This window comes from Anaerotruncus massiliensis (ex Togo et al. 2026) (genome assembly GCF_030825285.1).
Classification (GTDB): domain Bacteria; phylum Bacillota; class Clostridia; order Oscillospirales; family Ruminococcaceae; genus Anaerotruncus; species Anaerotruncus massiliensis.
The window spans coordinates 20845-38950 of the sequence record NZ_JAPJQF010000012.1; the positions used below are offsets into that span (position 1 = coordinate 20845).

The following is an 18106-nucleotide window of genomic DNA, read 5'->3' on the forward strand; positions in this document are numbered from 1 at the left end:
GGCCCTACTCCGCAAGATAGATGTTGAGCTTCTCGCGCAGGGCGGTCACCGCTTCGTCAAGGGTCCGCGTCCCGTCGAAATAGCCCGCCGTCTCGTCGAGCACCATCTGTTTGACCACCTCGTCGGAGGCGGAGGGGGTGTCGAGCGCGGTGATCCAGTTCTCGGCGTTCTCCATGAACGCGTCGGAGGGCCAGGTCACCTGCAGATCCATCGAAATCTCCTCCCCGTCCTCGCCGGTCCAGGAGGAGCCGTAATACATCCCGTCCGGATCGCCCGGATTCGGGTTGACAAAGCTGTTCGAGAAGACCGCCGCGTTGACCGGCATACCGTCGTCAAAGTTGTTTTTCTGCACCTGCTCGGACAGGACCAGCCCGAGGAAAGCCTGCGCCATATCCGCCTGCTTGCTCTCCGCGTTGACGCCGAGGATGGTGCGCGGCACGAACACGCCCGAGACCTGGCCGGGCAGCGGGGCGAGCTCTCCGCCGCCGTGTTTGACGATGCAGGCGTCCGGCGCCGCGAGCGCCTTCACCGAGTCGAGGCTTCCGGCCGCCGCGCCGAGCATATCATAGGTCCAGCGCAGGCCGTCCCACAGCAGATCGTAGGAGGCGGCGCCGGTATATTCATAGGCGGCCTTGCTCTCCTCCGCCTGCTCGCCGGTGGCGCTGCCGGCAATCCGCTTGAGGTCGGTCAGGAAGGCGCGGAACGCCTCCTCGTCCATCGAGCCGTCCGCCTGGAACCAAGCGGGGGAGCAGACCGGGTAGAAAAGGTCGATCATCGCGGCGGGATGGACAATGCTGAGCGCGCCGCCGTGGATCCCGGGGAACCGCCCCGCCTGCGCGGCCAGCCAGTCGGCAAGCGCGGTCAGATCCTTCGCCCGCGCGGCTTCCTCATCGGCCAGGATGACCGGCACCGAGAAACGCGCGGGTACCGCGTAGATCCTGCCGTCGGCGGTCTTGAAGCTCTCCGCCTCGGCCTTCAGCCATTCGCCCGAGGCGGTCTTGCCGCCGACCGGCTCGGAAAGGTCGAGCAGGACGCCCTTTTCAACATAGCTGTCGATCGGCATGCCGTCGAGCACGAGCAGGTCGGGGCCCTTGCCGGCGAGCAGCTCGTTGGCCAGCGTGCGCAGCGCGTCCGACGCGGTCACCGCGTCGGCACCCGTCAGCGCCACGTCATAGACCACGTGCACGTCGGGGTTCTGCCGCTGGAAGAGGCCCATCGCCTGGCGGATGGTCTTGTTGTCCCGCAGGGAGAACACCCTCAGCTCCTTGTCGGGCACCGTCGGGGTGTCCGCCGAATAGGTGTAGTTCATGAGCGTCCGGTCCATGCCGTCCGCGTAGAGCAGCAGCAGACTGCCGTCCTCTTTCACGATCAGGTCGGTCAGCCGAAGCGCCGGCATATTGAGGGAACAGAGTTCGCCGTCGATCAGCCGTTCGGTCACCGCGCCGTCAAGCAGGTGCCGGTAGACGCCCGTGCTGTCCGCGAAGTAGACCGCCCCGTTCTCCGGATCGGAGGCGAGCACCCGCTCGTACGACGCCGATTCGGCCATCGTCGCACCTTTCGGGCCGCCATCCTCAGGCTGCTGCCCGGCCGTGGAGAAGGAGCCTGTCTGCTCCCCCGTCGTGAGGTCGTAGAAGGTGACGAGGTCGCCGTCGGTCATCGCCAGCGTGTCCTGGAGGGTCGTATAGGAAATCGAATTGGCAAAGGCCTCCGGGTCATAGAGGTGCTTGCATTCGCCGGTGGCCGGGTCAAACTGCGCGAGGACGAAGGCGCACTCCGCGATGAGGTCGCCGTTTTCCGCGACCTGCAACCCGCGCGCGCCCAGCGTCCCGTAGTCCATCTGCGCCTCCAGCGTGAAGCCGAGCTCCTCCACGTTCCCCGCCGGGTCCACCTTGACCAGCTTGGAGCTTGGCATCTGCGGGCCCGAGGTCAACCCCTCGTCCCCGTTATCCCCGGCGTCCTCCCCGTCCGTCCCGGCGGCGTCCCCTTCGGGCGCGGGGGCGTCCGAGGACGCGGAGGTTTCCGCGGATTCGGCGGCCGCGGCGGACGCGCCGCCTCCTTTGGCGGCTTCCATCTGCGCCATCAGCGCGTCAAACTCCGCCTGCGTCATCGGCATGTACTGCATGTAGAGGTTGCCCGCCCTGTCCCACGCCGCCGCTTCGACGGTGAGCAGCTCGCCCAGGCCGTCGAGCCAGGGGGTCTCCTCCTGCATCCAGCGCCTGCCGCCGTCCGTCGAGGCATAGACGTACCACTTGCCGAGCATCATCTCCTTGTCGAGGTTGCACAGCAGCCTGATCGAGCCGTCCTCGGCGCGGTGGACGGCCGCCACATAGCCCACCCCTTCGGGGAGCGTGTATTCCTCTTCGATATAGCGGCCCATCGCCGCCTGCCCGCCCGGGGCGTCGCCGCCCGGCGCGGAGGGGGAATTGTCCCCGCAGGCGGAGAGCGCCAGCATCATGCCCGCGAGCGCCAGCGCGCCCAGCCGTTTCAGTCGCTTTCTCATATGATCGTATCCTCCAAACTGGTTGTTGGTTTTTGCCTACCGCTACTCTATCACCCGAATCTCTAAATTTTCTCCAAAGATTTAAAGGAATTTTCCAGATTCGCGTGCTATACTACAAACAGTAACGGTGGGGGAACCCGCCGCACGGAGGATATCGATATGCGGATTCTGCTCGTAGAGGACGATGTGAAGCTGTGCGAGGCGGTCGCCTTCGCGCTGAACGAGGAGGGGTTCGAGGTCGACGTCTGCCACGACGGCGACGACGGCCTGCGCTGGGCCCGGGAGGGCGCGCACGACCTCATCCTGCTCGACCGGATGCTCCCGGTCATGGACGGCGTCACCGTCCTGCGCAAGCTCCGCTCCGGCGGGATTTCCACCCCCGTCCTGCTCGTCACCGCGCTGGGCAACATCGGCCAGCGGGTCGAGGGGCTCGACGCGGGCGCGGACGACTACCTCGTCAAGCCGTTCGCCGTGGAGGAGCTGCTCGCGCGGGTGCGCGCCATGTGCCGCCGCCCCCGCCGCTGGGAGAGCTCCGACGTGACCGAATACGGCGACGTCGTCTTCGACGCCGCCAAAAAATCCCTGCGCGGTTCGTCGGGCGGCTGCGCCCTCTCCAAGCGGGAGGCCGCCCTGCTCGAAACCCTGCTCAAGAACCCCGGCCAAACCCTGCCGCGCGCCGTGCTGCTCACCCGGGTGTGGGGGCCGGACGCAGGCGTGGAGGACGGCAACCTCGACAACTATATCCACTTCCTGCGCCGCAGGCTCCGCTCGGTCGGCAGCCGCATCCTCATCCAGACGGTGCGCGGCGTCGGCTACCGGTTGGAGGAAGGCGATGTTTAAGCGGCTGCGCGTCCGGCTCACCGTCGTGTGCGCCCTCATCACCAGCGTCATCCTCATCGGCATGGCGGTCTCCTCCTTCCAGATCTCCGCCTACCAGCTCCGCCAGCGGGCGGACGAGTCCTTTGCGAGCGACCTCTCTGCCGTCCTCAGCCACCTGGGCAGCCAGCGCGTCCTCGACCACACCTGGCTTTCCCAGACGGAGGCGGGCGGCCTGCTGCTCTGCATCGAGGACGCGGGCAGGCCGCTGCTCTACCGTGGAAGCTGGACCGCGCCCTTCCGCCAGGAGGTCTCCGACCGGGTCAAGCAGGCGGCGCTCGACCGCTTCGGCTTCGACGCAAACAAGCCCCCCGACACCCAGCTGCACCCCCGCACCCTCTCCTTCTCCTACGCCGACCCCTCCCTCGGCGCCTGTCACGCCGCCGTCGCGTCGGTGCCGATCCCCGGCGGGTGGGTCTCCCTCGCCCTCGTCAAGCCCAAGGCGCCCGAGCAGGCCCAGACCGCCCGCCTGAGCTGGGCGTTCACCGGGCTTTCGGCCGCCGCCGTGCTGCTGCTCTCCATCTTCTGGTGGTTTTTCGTCAAGTTCGCCATCCGTCCGGTCGAGGAGAGCCGCCGAAGGCAGATGGAGTTCGTCTCGGCGGCCTCCCACGAGCTGCGCGCCCCCCTCGCGGTCATCGGCACGAGCGCGTCGGTCATGCGGCGCGCCTCCCCCGAGCAGGCCGACCGCTTTGCCCAGACGATCTCGCAGGAGTGCTCCCGCATGTCCCGGCTGGTCGACGACATGCTCATGCTCGCCAGCGCCGACAACAGCAGCTGGTCGGTCCAGAAGGAGGAGACGGACCTCGAAACCCTCCTGCTCGACGCGGCCGAATGGTTCGAGCCCGCCGCCGCGGAAAAGCAGATCCGCATCTCCGTCTCGCTGCCCGAGGAGACCCTCCCCCGCTGCCGCTGCGACCAGCAGCGCATCCGGCAGGTGCTCTCGATCCTGGTGGACAACGCCGTCAGCTACGCCGGGGAGGGCGGCAGGGTCGTGCTCTCCGCCGGGTGGAAACGCGGGTGGTTTTCCATCCGCGTGGCCGACAACGGTCCCGGCATCCCCGACGGGGAAAAGGCGCGCGTCTTCGACCGCTTCTACCGCGCCGACAAGGCCCGCAGCGGCCGCGAGCACTACGGGCTGGGGCTGTCGATCGCGCGGGAGATCGCCGCGCTCCACCGGGGCAGGCTCACAGCCGGCGACACGCCGGGCGGCGGCGCGACCTTCACCCTTTCGCTGCCGGGCGGAAATCCGGAATAAAACAAAGGGCGCACCTTCCGGTGCGCCCTTTGTTTTGGAGAATTAGGAGATTATTTACCCAGGAAAGGGAGGAGAAAGCAATCAGACGGCGGCGTCCGCCGCGGGGATGGCCTCCCGGCGGCTCTGCGCGACCGCTTCGAGGTGCGCGCGCAGCTGCTCGGGCGTGATGTCGACGTGGTCGAGGTCGACCGAAAGCTGTTCGTGGTATTTGGCGTTCACCTGGTCGACGACGTCCTGGTATTCCGAACGGTCCGCGCCGCACCCGCCGAGGAGCAGTCCCCCCGCGATCAGCAGGGCGAGACATCCGAGGATCAGCGAGCACCAGGAGAGGACATGATCTGCAAGCAGTTTTTTCATTCCGGCGGCCTCCTTTCCAGTCACTGTGGCCTTTCTACCTATCATAACGATCCGCGCGGCCAAATTCGGACAGTTTTTGTAAAAAAACCTTCCAAAAAACCGCACAAACTTTTTATCAATATTTTATGAAATCTGCTGGCCCGCCGCGACCGGCTGCCCAACGCAGGCACAGACCTTTTCCACTGCGCGGCGCAGTCGCATGCCGGCCGCCCACTCGGACATCCCCAGGATGCGCGCGATCTCGCAGACCGAAAAGTTCTGCACCGCCGACAGGACGACCAGCTCCCGGTCCTCGAAGCAGAGCCCGCCCAGCTGTTCGAGCAGCGCGGCGCCGCGCGCGTCCACCTCCTCCGCCAGCGCGGAGGAATAGCCGCCAAGTCCCCGGTCGGCCCGCTCGCACATCTTGCACAGGCGGCGCGCCGCCTCGACCGCGAAGGCCCGCTCGTCCGCCGTGCAGGCCGCCGCGGCCGTCCGGGTGAACGCCTCCCCCGCCGCGCGGGCGGCGGCTTTGCCGTCCCCAAGCAGGTAGAGGGCCGCGCGGTAAAGCTGGGGCAGAAAACGCCCGTAAAGCCGGTCGAACTGCTGTTTGCCCATCGGCTGCCGCTTCATTTTGCGTCCCTCCCTCCGGTTTTCCCGCCTGGTAAATGGTTCTATCTCTTTAACCATATTTCCCATGGATATGGGACACTCCTCAGAGGGAAATTTTTCAAAGCGGACACAATCCCGGGGCGGCCCTGCGCCCGGTTTGCGCGGCTTCCCCGGCTTCCCGGGAAATACTGTACCGCTGTACTAGTGATATTAGTACTATGATACACCATAATTTCCCGGCTGTCAAGCCGGACGCACAAAATTCCCCTCCGCTCCTTGCGGATCAGGCAAAAAAAGGAGACTGCCGCAGAGATCGCGGCAGTCTCCTTTTTCGATGCTTCGGTTCCGGCTTGGGCGGGTCAGACTTTGATGATGTAGCCGGATTTCCTGGGCGCGGCGTCCGGGTGCGGGCAATCGGCATAGCCGAGCGCAATCGAGCAGACGCTCCGCATGGTTTCGGGCAGGCCCCATTTTTTGAGGAGCGCCTTGCCCTCCTCCGATTCGAACATCTCCTTGCTGCGGTGGATCCAGCAGGACCCGAGCCCGACGGCATAGGCGGCGTTCAGCAGGTTGCCGCCGATCGCCGAGCAGTCCAGCTCCCCCTGCGCGTCCTCTTCCGGCGCCATCACGAGCAGAATGGTCGGCGCGCCGTAATAGGGATGCGCGGATGCGTTTCCCATAACCTTTGCGTTCATGGCGTCCAGTGCCGCAACCGTCTCCGCGTCCTGAACGGCGACGATCACCGGGGCCTGCCTGCCGCCGGCGGTAGGCGCGTAGGTGCCGGCTTCCAGAACCGTGTCCAGCTCTTCCGCCGAAATCTGCCGGGACTGGAATTTACGGATCGAACGGCGATTTTTTAACACTTCCAAAGCTTCTTTTTTCATGGCAGACGCTCCTTTGCAGATTGAATTACAGCTGATCTGACAACAATCAATATAGCACCTTTATTTTGTAGTGTCAATAGCTACGATTGACTTCCGCGGTCTGTGGCGGTATACTGTTTTTAGTCGGGCGCAAGGGGGCCGGGAAGCATGAAGATGAATACGCAGTTTACCGTGGCGATCCACACCATGATGCTGATCATGATAAACCCGGACCGGAAAATGACGAGCGAAATGATCTCGGAGAGCACCGGCGCCAACCCCGTTCTCATCCGCCAGATTTTCGGGAAGCTGAAGACCGCCGGCCTGCTGCAGATTTCCACGGGGCGCGGCATAACCAAACTGGCAAAGGCCCCCGATGAAATCAATTTGTGGGACGTCTATACGGCCGTGGAGGGAGACCACGCGGACGAGCTGTTTACCTTTCACCAGAACATCTCCAAGGAATGCCGGGTCGGGTGCTCCTTCAAGGAGATTTTGAATCCCCATGTCGACAAAGCCCTCCGGGCGATGAAGGACGAACTGTCGGCCGTGTCCTTGGAGCAGCTCCTGCGGGAATGGGACGCAATCAAATAAATCCCGCCGTTTACAAACGCCCTCCATTGGGAGGAAGAAAACGACGGCCGCCTCCGTAGAGGCGGCCGTCGTTTTGATGTGCACCGGCGATGGGAACCGGCCGGGAGGCGAAAAGGGGCGCGGTTGGTTCCGTCAGCGCCCGAACTCGGAGAGCTCGAGCCATTTGTTGTGCTCCTGCGCCCAGCGGATGTTCCACTCGTCGGTGAAGAGGAGCAGGTAGCGGTCCTTAAAATCCTGGACCAGCTTGGTGTCGGAGGAGATGTCGAGCTGTTTGGGGTCGAACTCCTCGTTTTCGATCCAGCGGATATACTGGTAGGAGAGCCCGTCGCGGCGGATGTCCACGCCGTACTCGTTTTTGAGGCGGTACTCGAGCACCTCGAACTGGAGCACGCCGACCACGCCGACGATGACCTCCTCCATGCCGGTGTTCGGCTCGTGGAAGATCTGGATGGCGCCCTCCTGGGCGATCTGCGTCGTACCCTTGACGAACTGCTTGCGCTTGAGGGTGTCGGTCTGGCGGATGCGCGCGAAGTGCTCGGGCGCGAAGGTCGGGATGCCCGCGAACTCAAACTTGCGGTTCGCCGTGCAGATCGTGTCCCCGATCGAAAAAACGCCCGGGTCGAACACGCCGATGATGTCCCCCGCGTAGGCCCTGTCGATGATCTCGCGGTCCTGCGCCATCAGCTGCTGGGGCTGGGAGAGCTTGATCTTCCGCTCCCCCTGGACGTGGTAATACTCCTGCGCCTTGTCGAACTCCCCCGAGCAGATCCGCATGAACGCCACGCGGTCGCGGTGGGCCTTGTTCATGTTCGCCTGGATTTTGAAGACGAACGCCGAGAAGCCGGGATCGAACGGATCGATCTCCCCCTCGCTGCTTCCGCGCGGCAGGGGCGGCGTGGTCATCTTGAGGAAGTCCTCCAAAAACGGCTCGACGCCGAAATTGGTGAGCGCGGAACCGAAAAACACGGGCGAGAGCTTTCCGTGGCGCACCTCGTCCATATCGAATTCGTAGGAGGCGCCGTCAAGCAGCTCCACGTCGTCCACCAGCGTTTCCCGCAGGCTCTCGCCGAGCATCTCGCCCAGACGCGCGTCCGACATCGAGAGCTCGACCTTTTCCACCTGACGCACCCCGTTGGCGGTGCCGTCCCCCAAAAAGGAGATGATCTCCCGCTTGTGGCGGTCGTAGACCCCTTTGAATTCCCTGCCGCAGCCGATCGGCCAGTTGACCGGGTAGGTGCGGATGCCCAGCTCCTGTTCGATCTGCTCCATCAGGTCGAACGGGTTGCGCGCCTCCCGGTCCATCTTGTTGACAAAGGTGAAGATCGGGATATCCCGCAGCAGGCAGACCTTGAAGAGCTTGCGCGTCTGCGCCTCGACGCCCTTGGCCGCGTCGATCACCATCACCGCGCTGTCCGCCGCCATCAGCGTGCGGTAGGTGTCCTCCGAGAAGTCCTGATGTCCCGGCGTGTCGAGGATGTTGATGCAGTAGCCCTCGTAGTTGAACTGCATGACCGACGAGGTCACCGAGATGCCGCGCTGCTTTTCGATCTCCATCCAGTCGCTCACCGCGTGGCGGGCGTTTTTCTTTCCCTTGACCGCGCCCGCGAGCTGGATCGCCCCGCCGTACAGCAGGAACTTTTCCGTCAGCGTGGTCTTACCGGCGTCCGGATGCGAGATAATCGCAAAGGTCCGCCGCCGTTCAATTTCGTTTCTGATGTCTGCCAATCGAATTCCTCCAAAATCTCCGTATGCTCTAACCTTGTTATATTACCATTTTTGCCCGCCGCGCGCAATACATACCGGGAAATTCCGTGTCTGCCGGCGGACGGCCTCCCCCCGCGGCAAAACGCGCGGGGCGAGGTTGCCGGGCGGGCCGGACATGTTGTATAATGGCGGTATCAGACACGAAGGGGGATTCTCATGTTGCAGCAGCTGACCGACCGCGTCTTTTTTTTGCCCTGCGACCCCGCCACCGACCGGCCCTGCCTCGGCTACCTGCGGGGCGACCGGTTTTCGGTGATGATCGACGCGGGCAACTCCCCCGCGCACGCCGCCCTCCTCCTGGAGGAGCTGCGCGGGGCCGGGCTTCCGAGGCCCCGGTTCGTGGCGCTCACCCACTGGCACTGGGACCACACCTTCGGACTTCCGGGGCTCGACGCGGCGGCCGCCGCCTGTTCCCGCACCGGGCGGATGCTCGAACGAATGCTCGGGTGGAAGTGGGACGACGCTTCGATGGCCGAACGGCTGCGCGCCGGCGAGGATATCCTCTTCTGCGACGAGATGATCCGCCGGGAATATCCCGACCGCGGCAAAATCGCCCTGCGGCCCGCCGACCTCCTCTTTGAGGACCGGCTGGACCTCCTCCCCGGCGGATGCTCCTGCCGGCTCCTGCAGGTGGGAGGGCCCCACTCGGACGACTGTGTTGCCGCGCTCATCCCCGAAGAGGGCGTGCTTTTCCTTGGGGATGCGTACTGCGAGGACATGCACCACGGGGAACCCCACTATCCCCGCGCGGCCACCGAGCGGCTGATTTCCAACCTGCGCGCGCTCGACTTCACGGTCGCCGTCGGCGGCCACTGCCCGCCGCTGTCCCGCGCGAACCTCTTCGGATATCTGGAGGGCGTGGAGAAAAGATGACGATAAAGGGGCCCCTTCCGAACGGAAGGGGCCCCTTTGATTCGCGGGAAAAATCAGGCGTTCGCCTTCTGGGTGCGCACGCGGCGAATCTCCTCGGTGAAGAGGGGCACGATCTTGCAGACGTCGCCGACCACGCCGTAATCCGCGACCTCGAAGATCGGGGCGGAGGGGTCCTTGTTGATGGCGATGATGATGTCGCTCTCCTCCATGCCGGCGAGATGCTGGATGGCGCCGGAGATGCCGCAGGCGATGTACAGGTTCGGGCGGACGGTCTTGCCCGTCTGGCCGACCTGGCGGTCCTTCTCGACCCAGCCGGCGTCGACGCAGGCGCGGGAGGAGGAGATGGTGCCGCCGAGCTCGTCGGCGAGTTCCTCAAGCAGCTTGAAGTTGTCGGGGCAGCCCATGCCGCGGCCGCCCGAAACGAGCACCTTCGCGTCCTGGATGTCCATCTTCTCGCTGACCTTCTTGATCACCTCGAGGATCTCGACGTTCTTGCGGGAGTCGAGGTTCGGGACCTCGAACTTCTCGACCGGGCACTCGGCGCCGTCGATCGGGGAGATGCGCTGCATCACGCCCGGGCGGACCGTCGCCATCTGCGGACGGTGGTCGGGGCAGAGGATCGTCGCCATGATGTTGCCGCCGAACGCCGGACGGGTCATCATGAGGTTCTTGGTCTCGGGGTCGATCTCCAGCCCGGTGCAGTCGGCGGTCAGGCCGGTGTGCACGCGCGCGGAGACGCGCGGGGCCATGTCGCGGCCGATCGCGGTCGCGCCGTAGAGGACGACGGCGGGCTTTTTCGCCTGGATGACCTCGTACATCGCCTCGACGTACGGCTCGGTCATATAGGTCTCAAGCGCGGGATCGTCCACGACAATCACGCGGTCGGCGCCGTAGCGCGCGAGCTTTTTGGCAAGGTCGGTCACCTGATGGCCCAGCAGGACCGCGGTCACCTCGTCGCCGAGGTCGGCGGCGAGCTGCTTGCCCTTGCCGATCAGCTCATAGGAAACGCCGGTGATCTTGTTGTCGACCTGCTGCGCGAAGATAAATACGCCTTTATAATCAGAAACAGCCATTTCGTTCACCACTTTCCTCACAGAATGAATTTTTCTTTGAGCCTGTCGACCAGCCAGTTGGCCGACTCCTGCGGGTCGAGGGTCACGACGGTGCCCTTGCCCTTGACGGCCTTGGTGAACGACTTGAAGACCCGCGTCGGGGAACCCTTGAGGCCGATGTTGCCGTCGTCGACCTTGAGGTCGGGACGGGTCCACACCTTGACCTCTTTCTCACGGTAGGCGTCGAAGATGCCGCCCGGGGTCATGTAACGGGGCTCGTTCAGCTCGCTGAGCGCGGTGATCAGGCAGGGCATTTTCGCCTTGAGGATGTGGTAGCGGTCCTCGTACTGCCGCTTGACGATCACATAGCCGTCCTCGACCTTGAGGTCCTCGGCATAGCTGATGTTGGCCAGGCCCAGATGCTCCGCGATCTGCGGGCCGACCTGGGCGGTGTCGCCGTCGATCGCCTGACGGCCGGTGATGATGAGGTCGTACTCGAGGTTCTCGATGGCGGACGCGATGGTCGACGAGGTCGCCCAGGTGTCCGCGCCGCCGAACGCGCGGTCGGTGACGAGGATCGCCTCGTCCGCGCCCATCGCCAGCGCCTCGCGCAGCGCCAGGTCGGCCTGCGGCGGGCCCATCGAAATGACGGTGACATGCGCGCCGTACTGGTCCTTAAGACGCAGCGCGGCCTCGAGGCCCGCCTTGTCGTCCGGGTTGATGATGCTGGGGACGCCTTCACGGATCAGCGTTCCGGTCACCGGATCGAGCTTGACCTCGTTGGTATCCGGGACCTGCTTAATGCAAACGACTACTTTCAATTCCTGCAACTCCCTTCTACTTCAAGAACGATCCGGAAATGACCATACGCTGGACCTCGCTGGTGCCCTCGTAGATCTCCGTGATCTTCGCGTCGCGCATCATGCGCTCCACGGGGTAATCCCTCGTATAGCCGTAACCGCCGAAGAGCTGCACGCACTTGGTGGTGACTTCCATCGCGGTCTCGGCGGCGAACAGCTTGGCCATCGCGGCGTCGACCGAGAAGCGCTTTTTGGTGTCCTTGGCCACCGCGGCGCTGTAGACGAGCAGGCGGGCGGCCTCGATCTTGGCCTTCATGTCCGCAAGCTGGAACTGGGTGTTCTGGAACGCCGAGATCGGGCGGCCGAACTGTTTGCGCTCCTTGACGTATTTGACCGTCTCGTCAAACGCGCCCTGTGCGATGCCCAGCGCCTGCGCGGCGATGCCGATGCGGCCGCCGTCGAGGGTGCCCATCGCGATGCCGAAGCCCTTGCCCTCCTGTCCGAGGAGGTTCTCCTTCGGGACGATGCAGTTTTCAAAGATCAGTTCGCAGGTGGAGGAGCCGCGGATACCCATCTTGAGCTCCTTCTTGCCGATCGAGAAGCCGGGGAACTCCTTTTCGACGATGAACGCCGAAATGCCGCGGTTGCCCTTGGATTTATCGGTCATCGCGAAGATGACGTATACGTCCGCCTGGCCGGCGTTGGTGATGAAGATCTTGGAGCCGTTGAGCACATAGTGGTCGCCGTCGAGCACCGCCTTGGTCTGCTGGCCGGAGGCGTCGGTGCCGGCGCCCGGCTCGGTGAGGCCGAACGCGCCGAGCTTTTTGCCCTGCGCCATCGGGACGAGGTATTTTTCGATCTGCTCGGGGGTGCCGTACTTTTTGATCGGGTCGCAGCCGAGCGAGGTGTGCGCCGACACGATGACGCCCGTCGTGGCGCAGACCTTCGACAGCTCCTCGACGCACATCGCGTAGGTCAGCGTGTCGCAGCCCTGACCGCCCAACTCCTTCGGGAACGGGATGCCCATAAAGCCGAATTTCTGCATCTTCGCGACCGTCTCGGCCGGGAAGCGCTCTTCCTCATCCACTTCCTGAGCAAGGGGCTTCACTTCCTTTTCCGCGAAGTCACGGAAAAGCTGTCTTGCCATCTCCTGCTCTTTGCTGAGTACAAAGTCCATGCAAGTTCCTCCCTAATATGTTTATATTTCCTGCGAAAGCTGCCCGCGCCAAGCCGCGCGGCACATCGGATGCGCCGCGCGGCCTGCGGAGCGGGAGCGGATTTACCTGGAGTAGTCGTAGAAGCCCTTGCCGGTCTTGCGGCCGAGCGTGCCGCCGCGGACCATCTTGCGGAGCAGCGGATGCGGGCGATATTTCGGATCGCCGAACTCGTTGTAGAGCACTTCCATGATCGCGAGGCAGACGTCCAGGCCGATCAGGTCGCCGAGCGCGAGCGGGCCCATCGGGTGGTTCGCGCCGAGCTGCATGGCGGAGTCGATGCCCTCGACCGACGCGACGCCCTCGGCGTAGATGCCGATCGCCTCGTTGATCATCGGGATGAGGATGCGGTTGACGACGAAGCCGGGGGCCTCCTTGACTTCAACCGGGGTCTTGCCGATCTCCTTGGAGATGGCGACGATCTTTTCGACCGTCTCGGGAGCGGTGTGCAGGCCGGCGGTGACCTCGACCAGCTTCATGACGGGCGCGGGGTTGAAGAAGTGCATGCCCACGATCGCGCGGTCAAGCCCCTGGGACATCTCGGTCAGGGAGAGGGAGGAGGTGTTGGACGCGAAGATCGCGTCCTTCCTGCAGATCGTCTGCAGCTTCGCGAAGAGCTCCTTCTTGAGGTCCATCTTCTCGAGCGCCGCCTCGACAACCAGGTCGCAGTCGGCCACCTTGTCGTTGAGCCCGGTGGTGATCTTCGCCAGGATCGCGTCCGCCTTCTCCTGCTCCATCTTGCCCTTGGAGACGAGCTTGGTGAGGGATTTCTCGATCTTCTTCTTGCCGCCCGCGGCAAATTCCTCGGTGATGTCGCAGAGCACGACCTCGTAGCCGTCAGTGACCGCGAATGCCTGCGCGATGCCGGAACCCATCGTTCCCGCGCCGATAACGCCAACTTTCATTTCAGTTACCTCCATATGTAAATATCAGGATCGCATTACCTGTTTTCGAACGGGGCGGGCTTCTCCTTCGCCACAAACGCCTTCATCGCATTCTGCTGGTCCTGCGTCTCGAAGCAGCTGCCGAACAGCTCCTCCTCGATCGCGACGCCCTCATCGATCGAGACCTGCAGGCCGTCGTTGATCGCCTTCTTGGTGGCGCGCACCGCGATCGGCGCGTTGCGGGCGATCTTCTCGGCCAGCTTCATCGCCTCGTCCATCAGGATTTCCAGCGGGACGACGGCGTTGACGAGCCCGAGCGCGAGCGCCTCGGGGGCCTTCACCTTGCTCGTGGTGTAGAGGAGCTCCTTGGCCTTGCCCACGCCGATCGTGCGGGCCAGCCGCTGGGTGCCGCCGAAGCCGGCGGTGATGCCGAGCGAAACCTCCGGCTGCGCGAACACCGCGTTTTCCGAAGCGATGCGGATGTCGCAGCTCATGGCCAGCTCGCAGCCGCCGCCGAGCGCGAAGCCGTTGACCGCCGCGATGACCGGCACGGGCAGCGTCTCAATCTTGCGGAAGATGTCGTTGCCCTTCTTGCCGAACGCCTTGCCCTCGGCCTTGGTGAGCCCGGACATCTCGGCGATGTCCGCGCCCGCGACGAACGCCTTCTCCCCCGCGCCGGTGATGATGACGCAGCGGGTCGCGTCCACGTCGATCGCGTCGACGACCTTCTCGAGATCGCCGAGCACCTCGCTGTTCAGCGCGTTGAGCGCCTTGGGCTTGTCGATGGTGATTACGCCGACGAAGCCCCTCTGTTCGTAGGTGACGTAACTCAAGTTTTTGCCTCCGTTCCTGTGTGTATTTTCGCTTTTGTACAGCTTTCAGGCACCCGGAGACCCGGATGCCTGAAACTGATTTTCCCTGTTACTGGATATTTTCGACAACCGTCGAGCAGCCCATGCCGCCGCCGATGCAGAGGGTCGCGAGCCCCAGCTTGGAGCCGCGCTTCTTCATCTCGTGCAGCAGGGTGACGAGGATGCGGCAGCCGGAGGCGCCCACCGGGTGGCCCAGCGCGAGCGCGCCGCCGTTGACGTTGACCTTGGAGGCGTCCCAGCCGAGCTCGATGCCCACGGCCAGCGACTGCGCGGCAAACGCCTCGTTCGCCTCGATGAGGTCCATCTGGTCGATCGTGAGGCCGGTCTTGTCAAACAGCTTCTTGGTGGAGAAGGCGGGTCCGATGCCCATGATGGAGGGATCGACGCCCGCGGTCGCGCCGGCGACCCATTTGGCCATCGGCTTGATGCCGAGCTCCTTGGCCTTGTCGGCGCTCATGACGACGATCGCGGCGGCGCCGTCGTTGATGCCCGAGGCGTTCGCGGCGGTCACCGTGCCGCCCTCCTTAAAGGCCGGGCGCAGCTTGGCGATGCCCTCGGCGGTCACGCCGTCGCGGGGGAACTCGTCGGTGTCGAAGAGGACGGTCTCCTTCTTGACCTTGATGGGGACCGGGACGATCTCGTCCTTGAACCTGCCGGCCTTGCGGGCGGCCTCGCACTTCTGCTGGCTGGACGCGGCGAACTCGTCCTGCATCTCGCGGGTGATGCCGTATTTCTCGGCGACGTTCTCCGCGGTGATGCCCATATGATAGTTATTGAAAGCGTCCCAGAGGGAATCCTTGATCATGCAGTCGATCAGCTTGCCGTCGTTCATGCGGTAGCCGTAGCGCGCCTTGTCAAGCGCGAAGGGGGTCGCGGACATGTTCTCCATGCCGCCGGCGACGATGATGTCCGCCTCGCCAGAAGCGATCATCGCGGCCGCGAGGTTGACGCACTTGAGGCCGGAGCCGCAGACGATGTTCAGCGTCTGCGCGGGGACCTCGATGGGAAGGCCGGCCTTGAGGGCGGCCTGGCGCGCGACGTTCTGGCCCTGCGCGGCCTGGAGCACGCAGCCCATAAAGACTTCGTCAACCTGCTCGGGTTTCACGCCCGCGCGGTTGAGGGCTTCCTTGATTACGATAGCACCGAGCTGCGCGGCGGGGACACCCGTGAGGGAACCGCCCATTTTGCCGATTGCGGTGCGGCAGGCACCGGCCAATACGATTTCCTTTGACATGTTGACGCCTCCGATTTTTCTTGAAATTCTCAGGTTTGGGGCCGGACCGGCCCTTCGATTATCAGTATACTACAAGGGTTTTGAAATTGCTATATTTTTAACAAACTTTTCACGATTTTTATGAGTTTGTCTAAATCTCCCCCCTCGCCCGAAACCGCTTTTATGCACTTTTGAAACAAACGGCCCAAAGGCCCCTGTTCATGCGGGTTTGAAAGGGAAATTCAGGTCATTCCCTGCGCTTAAAAAGCGTGAGCTCCACCGTGTCGGCGCCGATCTCCAGCCTGCGGCAGTCGACCATCTGCCCGATCAGGTGCAGCTCGCTGTCCTGTCCCAGCCCGCTCACCCCCGCGAGCTGCCAGAAGAACTCCTCGAGCCCCTCGTTTTTCTCCGCCTGGTTGAGGAAGCGGTCGAGGTCGTTCACCTTCTTGCGCTCCGCCGGGTCGTACCGGCTTTTGAGCGAGAGCTCGTAGCCGTCCTCCAGCTTGCGCAAATCCATCCGCACCCCGTCCGAGCCGACGCTGAAAAAGAACACGATCAGCTCGTCGATCACTTTCGTCATCTTTCTCGCCGTGGCTTCCATATCGATTCCCCCCGTTATTCCCGGTCCCGGCGCAGCGCCTCGATGAGCGGCACCAGCACGATGCACACGAGCCCCGCCGAAAAACCGTTGTTGTAGAGATTGAGCCCCCCGTGCAGGAAGCCGGTGTTGAGCACCACCGAGGCATGGATCACGCCCGCGGCGGTCCCCCATTTCCAGCCGAACTGCCCCGCGATGGGGGCGAGCCCCGTCGCAAAGAGGGCCGCCAGCAAAACGTTGGGCTCGTTCAGCGACCACACCATAAAGAAGGAGCTGATCACCACGCCGAGCACGACGGGGATGATGTTCTTGAGATGCTTGCCGAACGCGCCGAACCCGCAGATCGTAAAGACACCGCCGATGGTCGGCCCGTTGAGGTCGCCGCCCACCACCAGCACGTAAACGGTGGCGGCCGCGCCGATGATTCCCATGTTGATGAGCGTCACGGGCAGTCCGTCGAGCTGGACGAAGTCGGCCACGAGGCGGCCCGAATGACGGGTGATGCGCGCGACGTTCCGGAAGCTGCGCCCGTTCCACCAGAAGCCCGCCAGCGCCATCAGGGCGAACAGACCGAACAGGAAGGCGGCGAGCGGCAGGTTGTTGCCGGTGCTCCACGCGAGGCGCGCCTCGAAGGTGTGCCCGAAGGATTTGAAAAAGGAGGCGAGCACCATGCCGATCAGCCCCGCCGTAAAGCCGACGTTATAGAGGTTGTAGCCCTGGTGCACCCGCAGCGTGAAGGAGGCGACGGCGGGCAGCAGAAAGCCGACGGCCACGCCGATGCCGACCCCGAGCAGGTACCAGAGCAGCTTGTCCCGTTCGCGGCCGACGGTGACGATCTCCGAGACCACGGGCGCGAGCGCCGTACCGAAGAGGGAGATGTAGACGTAGCGGCCGAAATGCTCCCGCTTATAGCGGGAATAGAGCCATCCGCCGAAAATGATCGGGAAGATGTTCCAGACGTCCTTGCCGAAGAGGGAGAACCCGGCCATCAAAAAGAGGCTCGCCACGCTGATGCCCGAAAAGTTCATCCGGACGGCGCGCAGGATGCCGATCGACAGCAGCGTCACCAGGCCCGCATTGACAAACGCGGCCCCCATGCCGCCGACGCTGATCGAGTCGGTGATCAGCCCCGCCTGGGTGCGGATGATCTTCCAGATGCCCGAAACGACGCCCGCGGGCGTGTCCCACAGCAGCCCGAAGCCGATCAGCGCCAGCGCGAAGGCGGTCATCGCCCAAAAGAGATAGCGTCCCTGCCGCTCCGGGCGATAGGTCAGCAATCGGTCCAAACCCTTCTCCCTCCATCTCCGGTGTCTCAGCTCATTTTAACATACGCGTGCCGGTGGAAAGGCGAATATTCTGTAAATTTTCACGTCCGCCGGACGAATTCCACCCGGCATCGCGGGCAGGTGATGCAGATCTTCCCCTTCCCGCGCGGCACCCGCACCTTCTGCCCGCAGGAGGGGCAGCGGAAACGCCGGTGGGCCCGCGCGTCCCGCAGGGCGTCCGCCCAGGAGGAAAAGCGGCGCGCCAGCGGCCGCCACAGCACCATAAAACGTCGGTTCTCCTCATAGCGGCGCCCCGCGTCCCGCGAGAAAAAACGCAGGAAAAAGACCGCCAGCAGCACAAACGCCAGCGTCCAGAAGAGCCGATACCCCGTCGCGCGGCGCAGGGCCATCGAAACCGCCGCGCCGGCCAGCAGCGCCCAGCCCAGCCCGTCGAGCCCCCGCCTGCCCGGCATCATCCGCCGAAACCAGTCCATCCGGTGATCATCCTTTCCGAAGTAATCCTATTTTGCAGTGTAAC

Annotated in this window: 18 protein-coding genes; 4 read left to right on the forward strand and 14 right to left on the reverse strand. The window is 64.1% G+C overall.

What is annotated here, in order from left to right:
• Window positions 1–4: 4 nt before the first annotated feature.
• The gene (locus tag RCI06_RS05810; RefSeq protein ID WP_306574939.1) at window positions 5–2500 is read right to left on the reverse strand and encodes an ABC transporter substrate-binding protein; all 2496 of its coding nucleotides are present in this window, start codon (window positions 2498–2500) and stop codon (window positions 5–7) included.
• A 159-nt stretch (window positions 2501–2659) separates the two neighbouring features.
• Between RCI06_RS05810 and RCI06_RS05815 the strand changes: the two genes are divergently transcribed.
• Both RCI06_RS05815 and RCI06_RS05820 read left to right on the forward strand, forming a co-directional pair.
• The gene (locus tag RCI06_RS05815) at window positions 2660–3340 is read left to right on the forward strand and encodes a response regulator transcription factor (protein WP_101551523.1); all 681 of its coding nucleotides are present in this window, start codon (window positions 2660–2662) and stop codon (window positions 3338–3340) included.
• A complete protein-coding gene (locus tag RCI06_RS05820; RefSeq protein ID WP_306574943.1) occupies window positions 3333–4631 on the forward strand; it encodes a cell wall metabolism sensor histidine kinase WalK in 1299 nt (432 codons plus the stop codon). The genes RCI06_RS05815 and RCI06_RS05820 overlap by 8 nt, the downstream gene beginning before the upstream one ends.
• Window positions 4632–4712: 81 nt before the next feature.
• Here the strand turns inward: RCI06_RS05820 and RCI06_RS05825 are convergent, their stop codons facing one another.
• The 3 genes from RCI06_RS05825 to RCI06_RS05835 form a co-directional block, all read right to left on the reverse strand.
• A complete protein-coding gene (locus RCI06_RS05825) occupies window positions 4713–4988 on the reverse strand; it encodes a hypothetical protein (protein WP_101551527.1) in 276 nt (91 codons plus the stop codon).
• A 123-nt stretch (window positions 4989–5111) separates the two neighbouring features.
• Window positions 5112–5597, reverse strand: a complete 486-nt coding sequence (locus RCI06_RS05830) for a sigma factor-like helix-turn-helix DNA-binding protein (RefSeq protein ID WP_306574946.1) — start codon at window positions 5595–5597, stop codon at window positions 5112–5114.
• Between the two features lie 338 nt (window positions 5598–5935).
• Complete coding sequence (locus RCI06_RS05835) at window positions 5936–6439, reverse strand: nitroreductase (protein WP_306574948.1); 504 nt, start codon at window positions 6437–6439, stop codon at window positions 5936–5938.
• A gap of 168 nt (window positions 6440–6607) precedes the next feature.
• On the opposite strand from RCI06_RS05835, the gene RCI06_RS05840 reads away from it, so the two are divergent.
• On the forward strand, window positions 6608–7033 hold the full coding sequence (locus tag RCI06_RS05840; protein WP_101551533.1) for an Rrf2 family transcriptional regulator: 426 nt from the start codon (window positions 6608–6610) through the stop codon (window positions 7031–7033).
• Window positions 7034–7165: 132 nt separating this feature from the next.
• Here RCI06_RS05840 and RCI06_RS05845 read toward each other — a convergent pair whose 3' ends face one another.
• Window positions 7166–8758 (reverse strand): peptide chain release factor 3, encoded by a 1593-nt coding sequence (locus RCI06_RS05845; RefSeq protein WP_306574950.1) that lies wholly within the window; start codon window positions 8756–8758, stop codon window positions 7166–7168.
• Between the two features lie 195 nt (window positions 8759–8953).
• Between RCI06_RS05845 and RCI06_RS05850 the strand changes: the two genes are divergently transcribed.
• Window positions 8954–9670, forward strand: a complete 717-nt coding sequence (locus RCI06_RS05850) for an MBL fold metallo-hydrolase (protein WP_306574953.1) — start codon at window positions 8954–8956, stop codon at window positions 9668–9670.
• A 53-nt stretch (window positions 9671–9723) separates the two neighbouring features.
• On the opposite strand, the gene RCI06_RS05855 is transcribed toward RCI06_RS05850, so the two are convergent.
• From RCI06_RS05855 to RCI06_RS05895, 9 genes are all read right to left on the reverse strand, one after another.
• Complete coding sequence (locus RCI06_RS05855) at window positions 9724–10743, reverse strand: electron transfer flavoprotein subunit alpha/FixB family protein (protein ID WP_101551555.1); 1020 nt, start codon at window positions 10741–10743, stop codon at window positions 9724–9726.
• Window positions 10744–10760: 17 nt separating this feature from the next.
• Window positions 10761–11543, reverse strand: a complete 783-nt coding sequence (locus tag RCI06_RS05860) for an electron transfer flavoprotein subunit beta/FixA family protein (RefSeq protein WP_101551557.1) — start codon at window positions 11541–11543, stop codon at window positions 10761–10763.
• A 16-nt stretch (window positions 11544–11559) separates the two neighbouring features.
• Entirely contained in the window at window positions 11560–12699 is a 1140-nt protein-coding gene (locus RCI06_RS05865) for an acyl-CoA dehydrogenase (RefSeq protein WP_101551559.1), read from the reverse strand.
• A gap of 102 nt (window positions 12700–12801) precedes the next feature.
• Entirely contained in the window at window positions 12802–13641 is an 840-nt protein-coding gene (locus tag RCI06_RS05870) for a 3-hydroxybutyryl-CoA dehydrogenase (protein ID WP_101551561.1), read from the reverse strand.
• 35 nt (window positions 13642–13676) lie between these two features.
• Entirely contained in the window at window positions 13677–14453 is a 777-nt protein-coding gene (locus tag RCI06_RS05875) for an enoyl-CoA hydratase-related protein (protein ID WP_306574958.1), read from the reverse strand.
• Window positions 14454–14541: 88 nt separating this feature from the next.
• Complete coding sequence (locus RCI06_RS05880) at window positions 14542–15726, reverse strand: acetyl-CoA C-acetyltransferase (RefSeq protein ID WP_256152379.1); 1185 nt, start codon at window positions 15724–15726, stop codon at window positions 14542–14544.
• Window positions 15727–15952: 226 nt separating this feature from the next.
• Complete coding sequence (locus RCI06_RS05885) at window positions 15953–16306, reverse strand: hypothetical protein (protein WP_121586491.1); 354 nt, start codon at window positions 16304–16306, stop codon at window positions 15953–15955.
• 14 nt (window positions 16307–16320) lie between these two features.
• Window positions 16321–17589, reverse strand: a complete 1269-nt coding sequence (locus RCI06_RS05890) for a DUF1576 domain-containing protein (protein ID WP_306574961.1) — start codon at window positions 17587–17589, stop codon at window positions 16321–16323.
• An 80-nt stretch (window positions 17590–17669) separates the two neighbouring features.
• Window positions 17670–18062 carry a hypothetical protein gene (locus tag RCI06_RS05895; protein ID WP_306574964.1) on the reverse strand — a complete coding sequence of 131 codons (393 nt, stop codon included), beginning with the start codon at window positions 18060–18062 and terminating at the stop codon, window positions 17670–17672.
• Window positions 18063–18106: the final 44 nt, after the last annotated feature.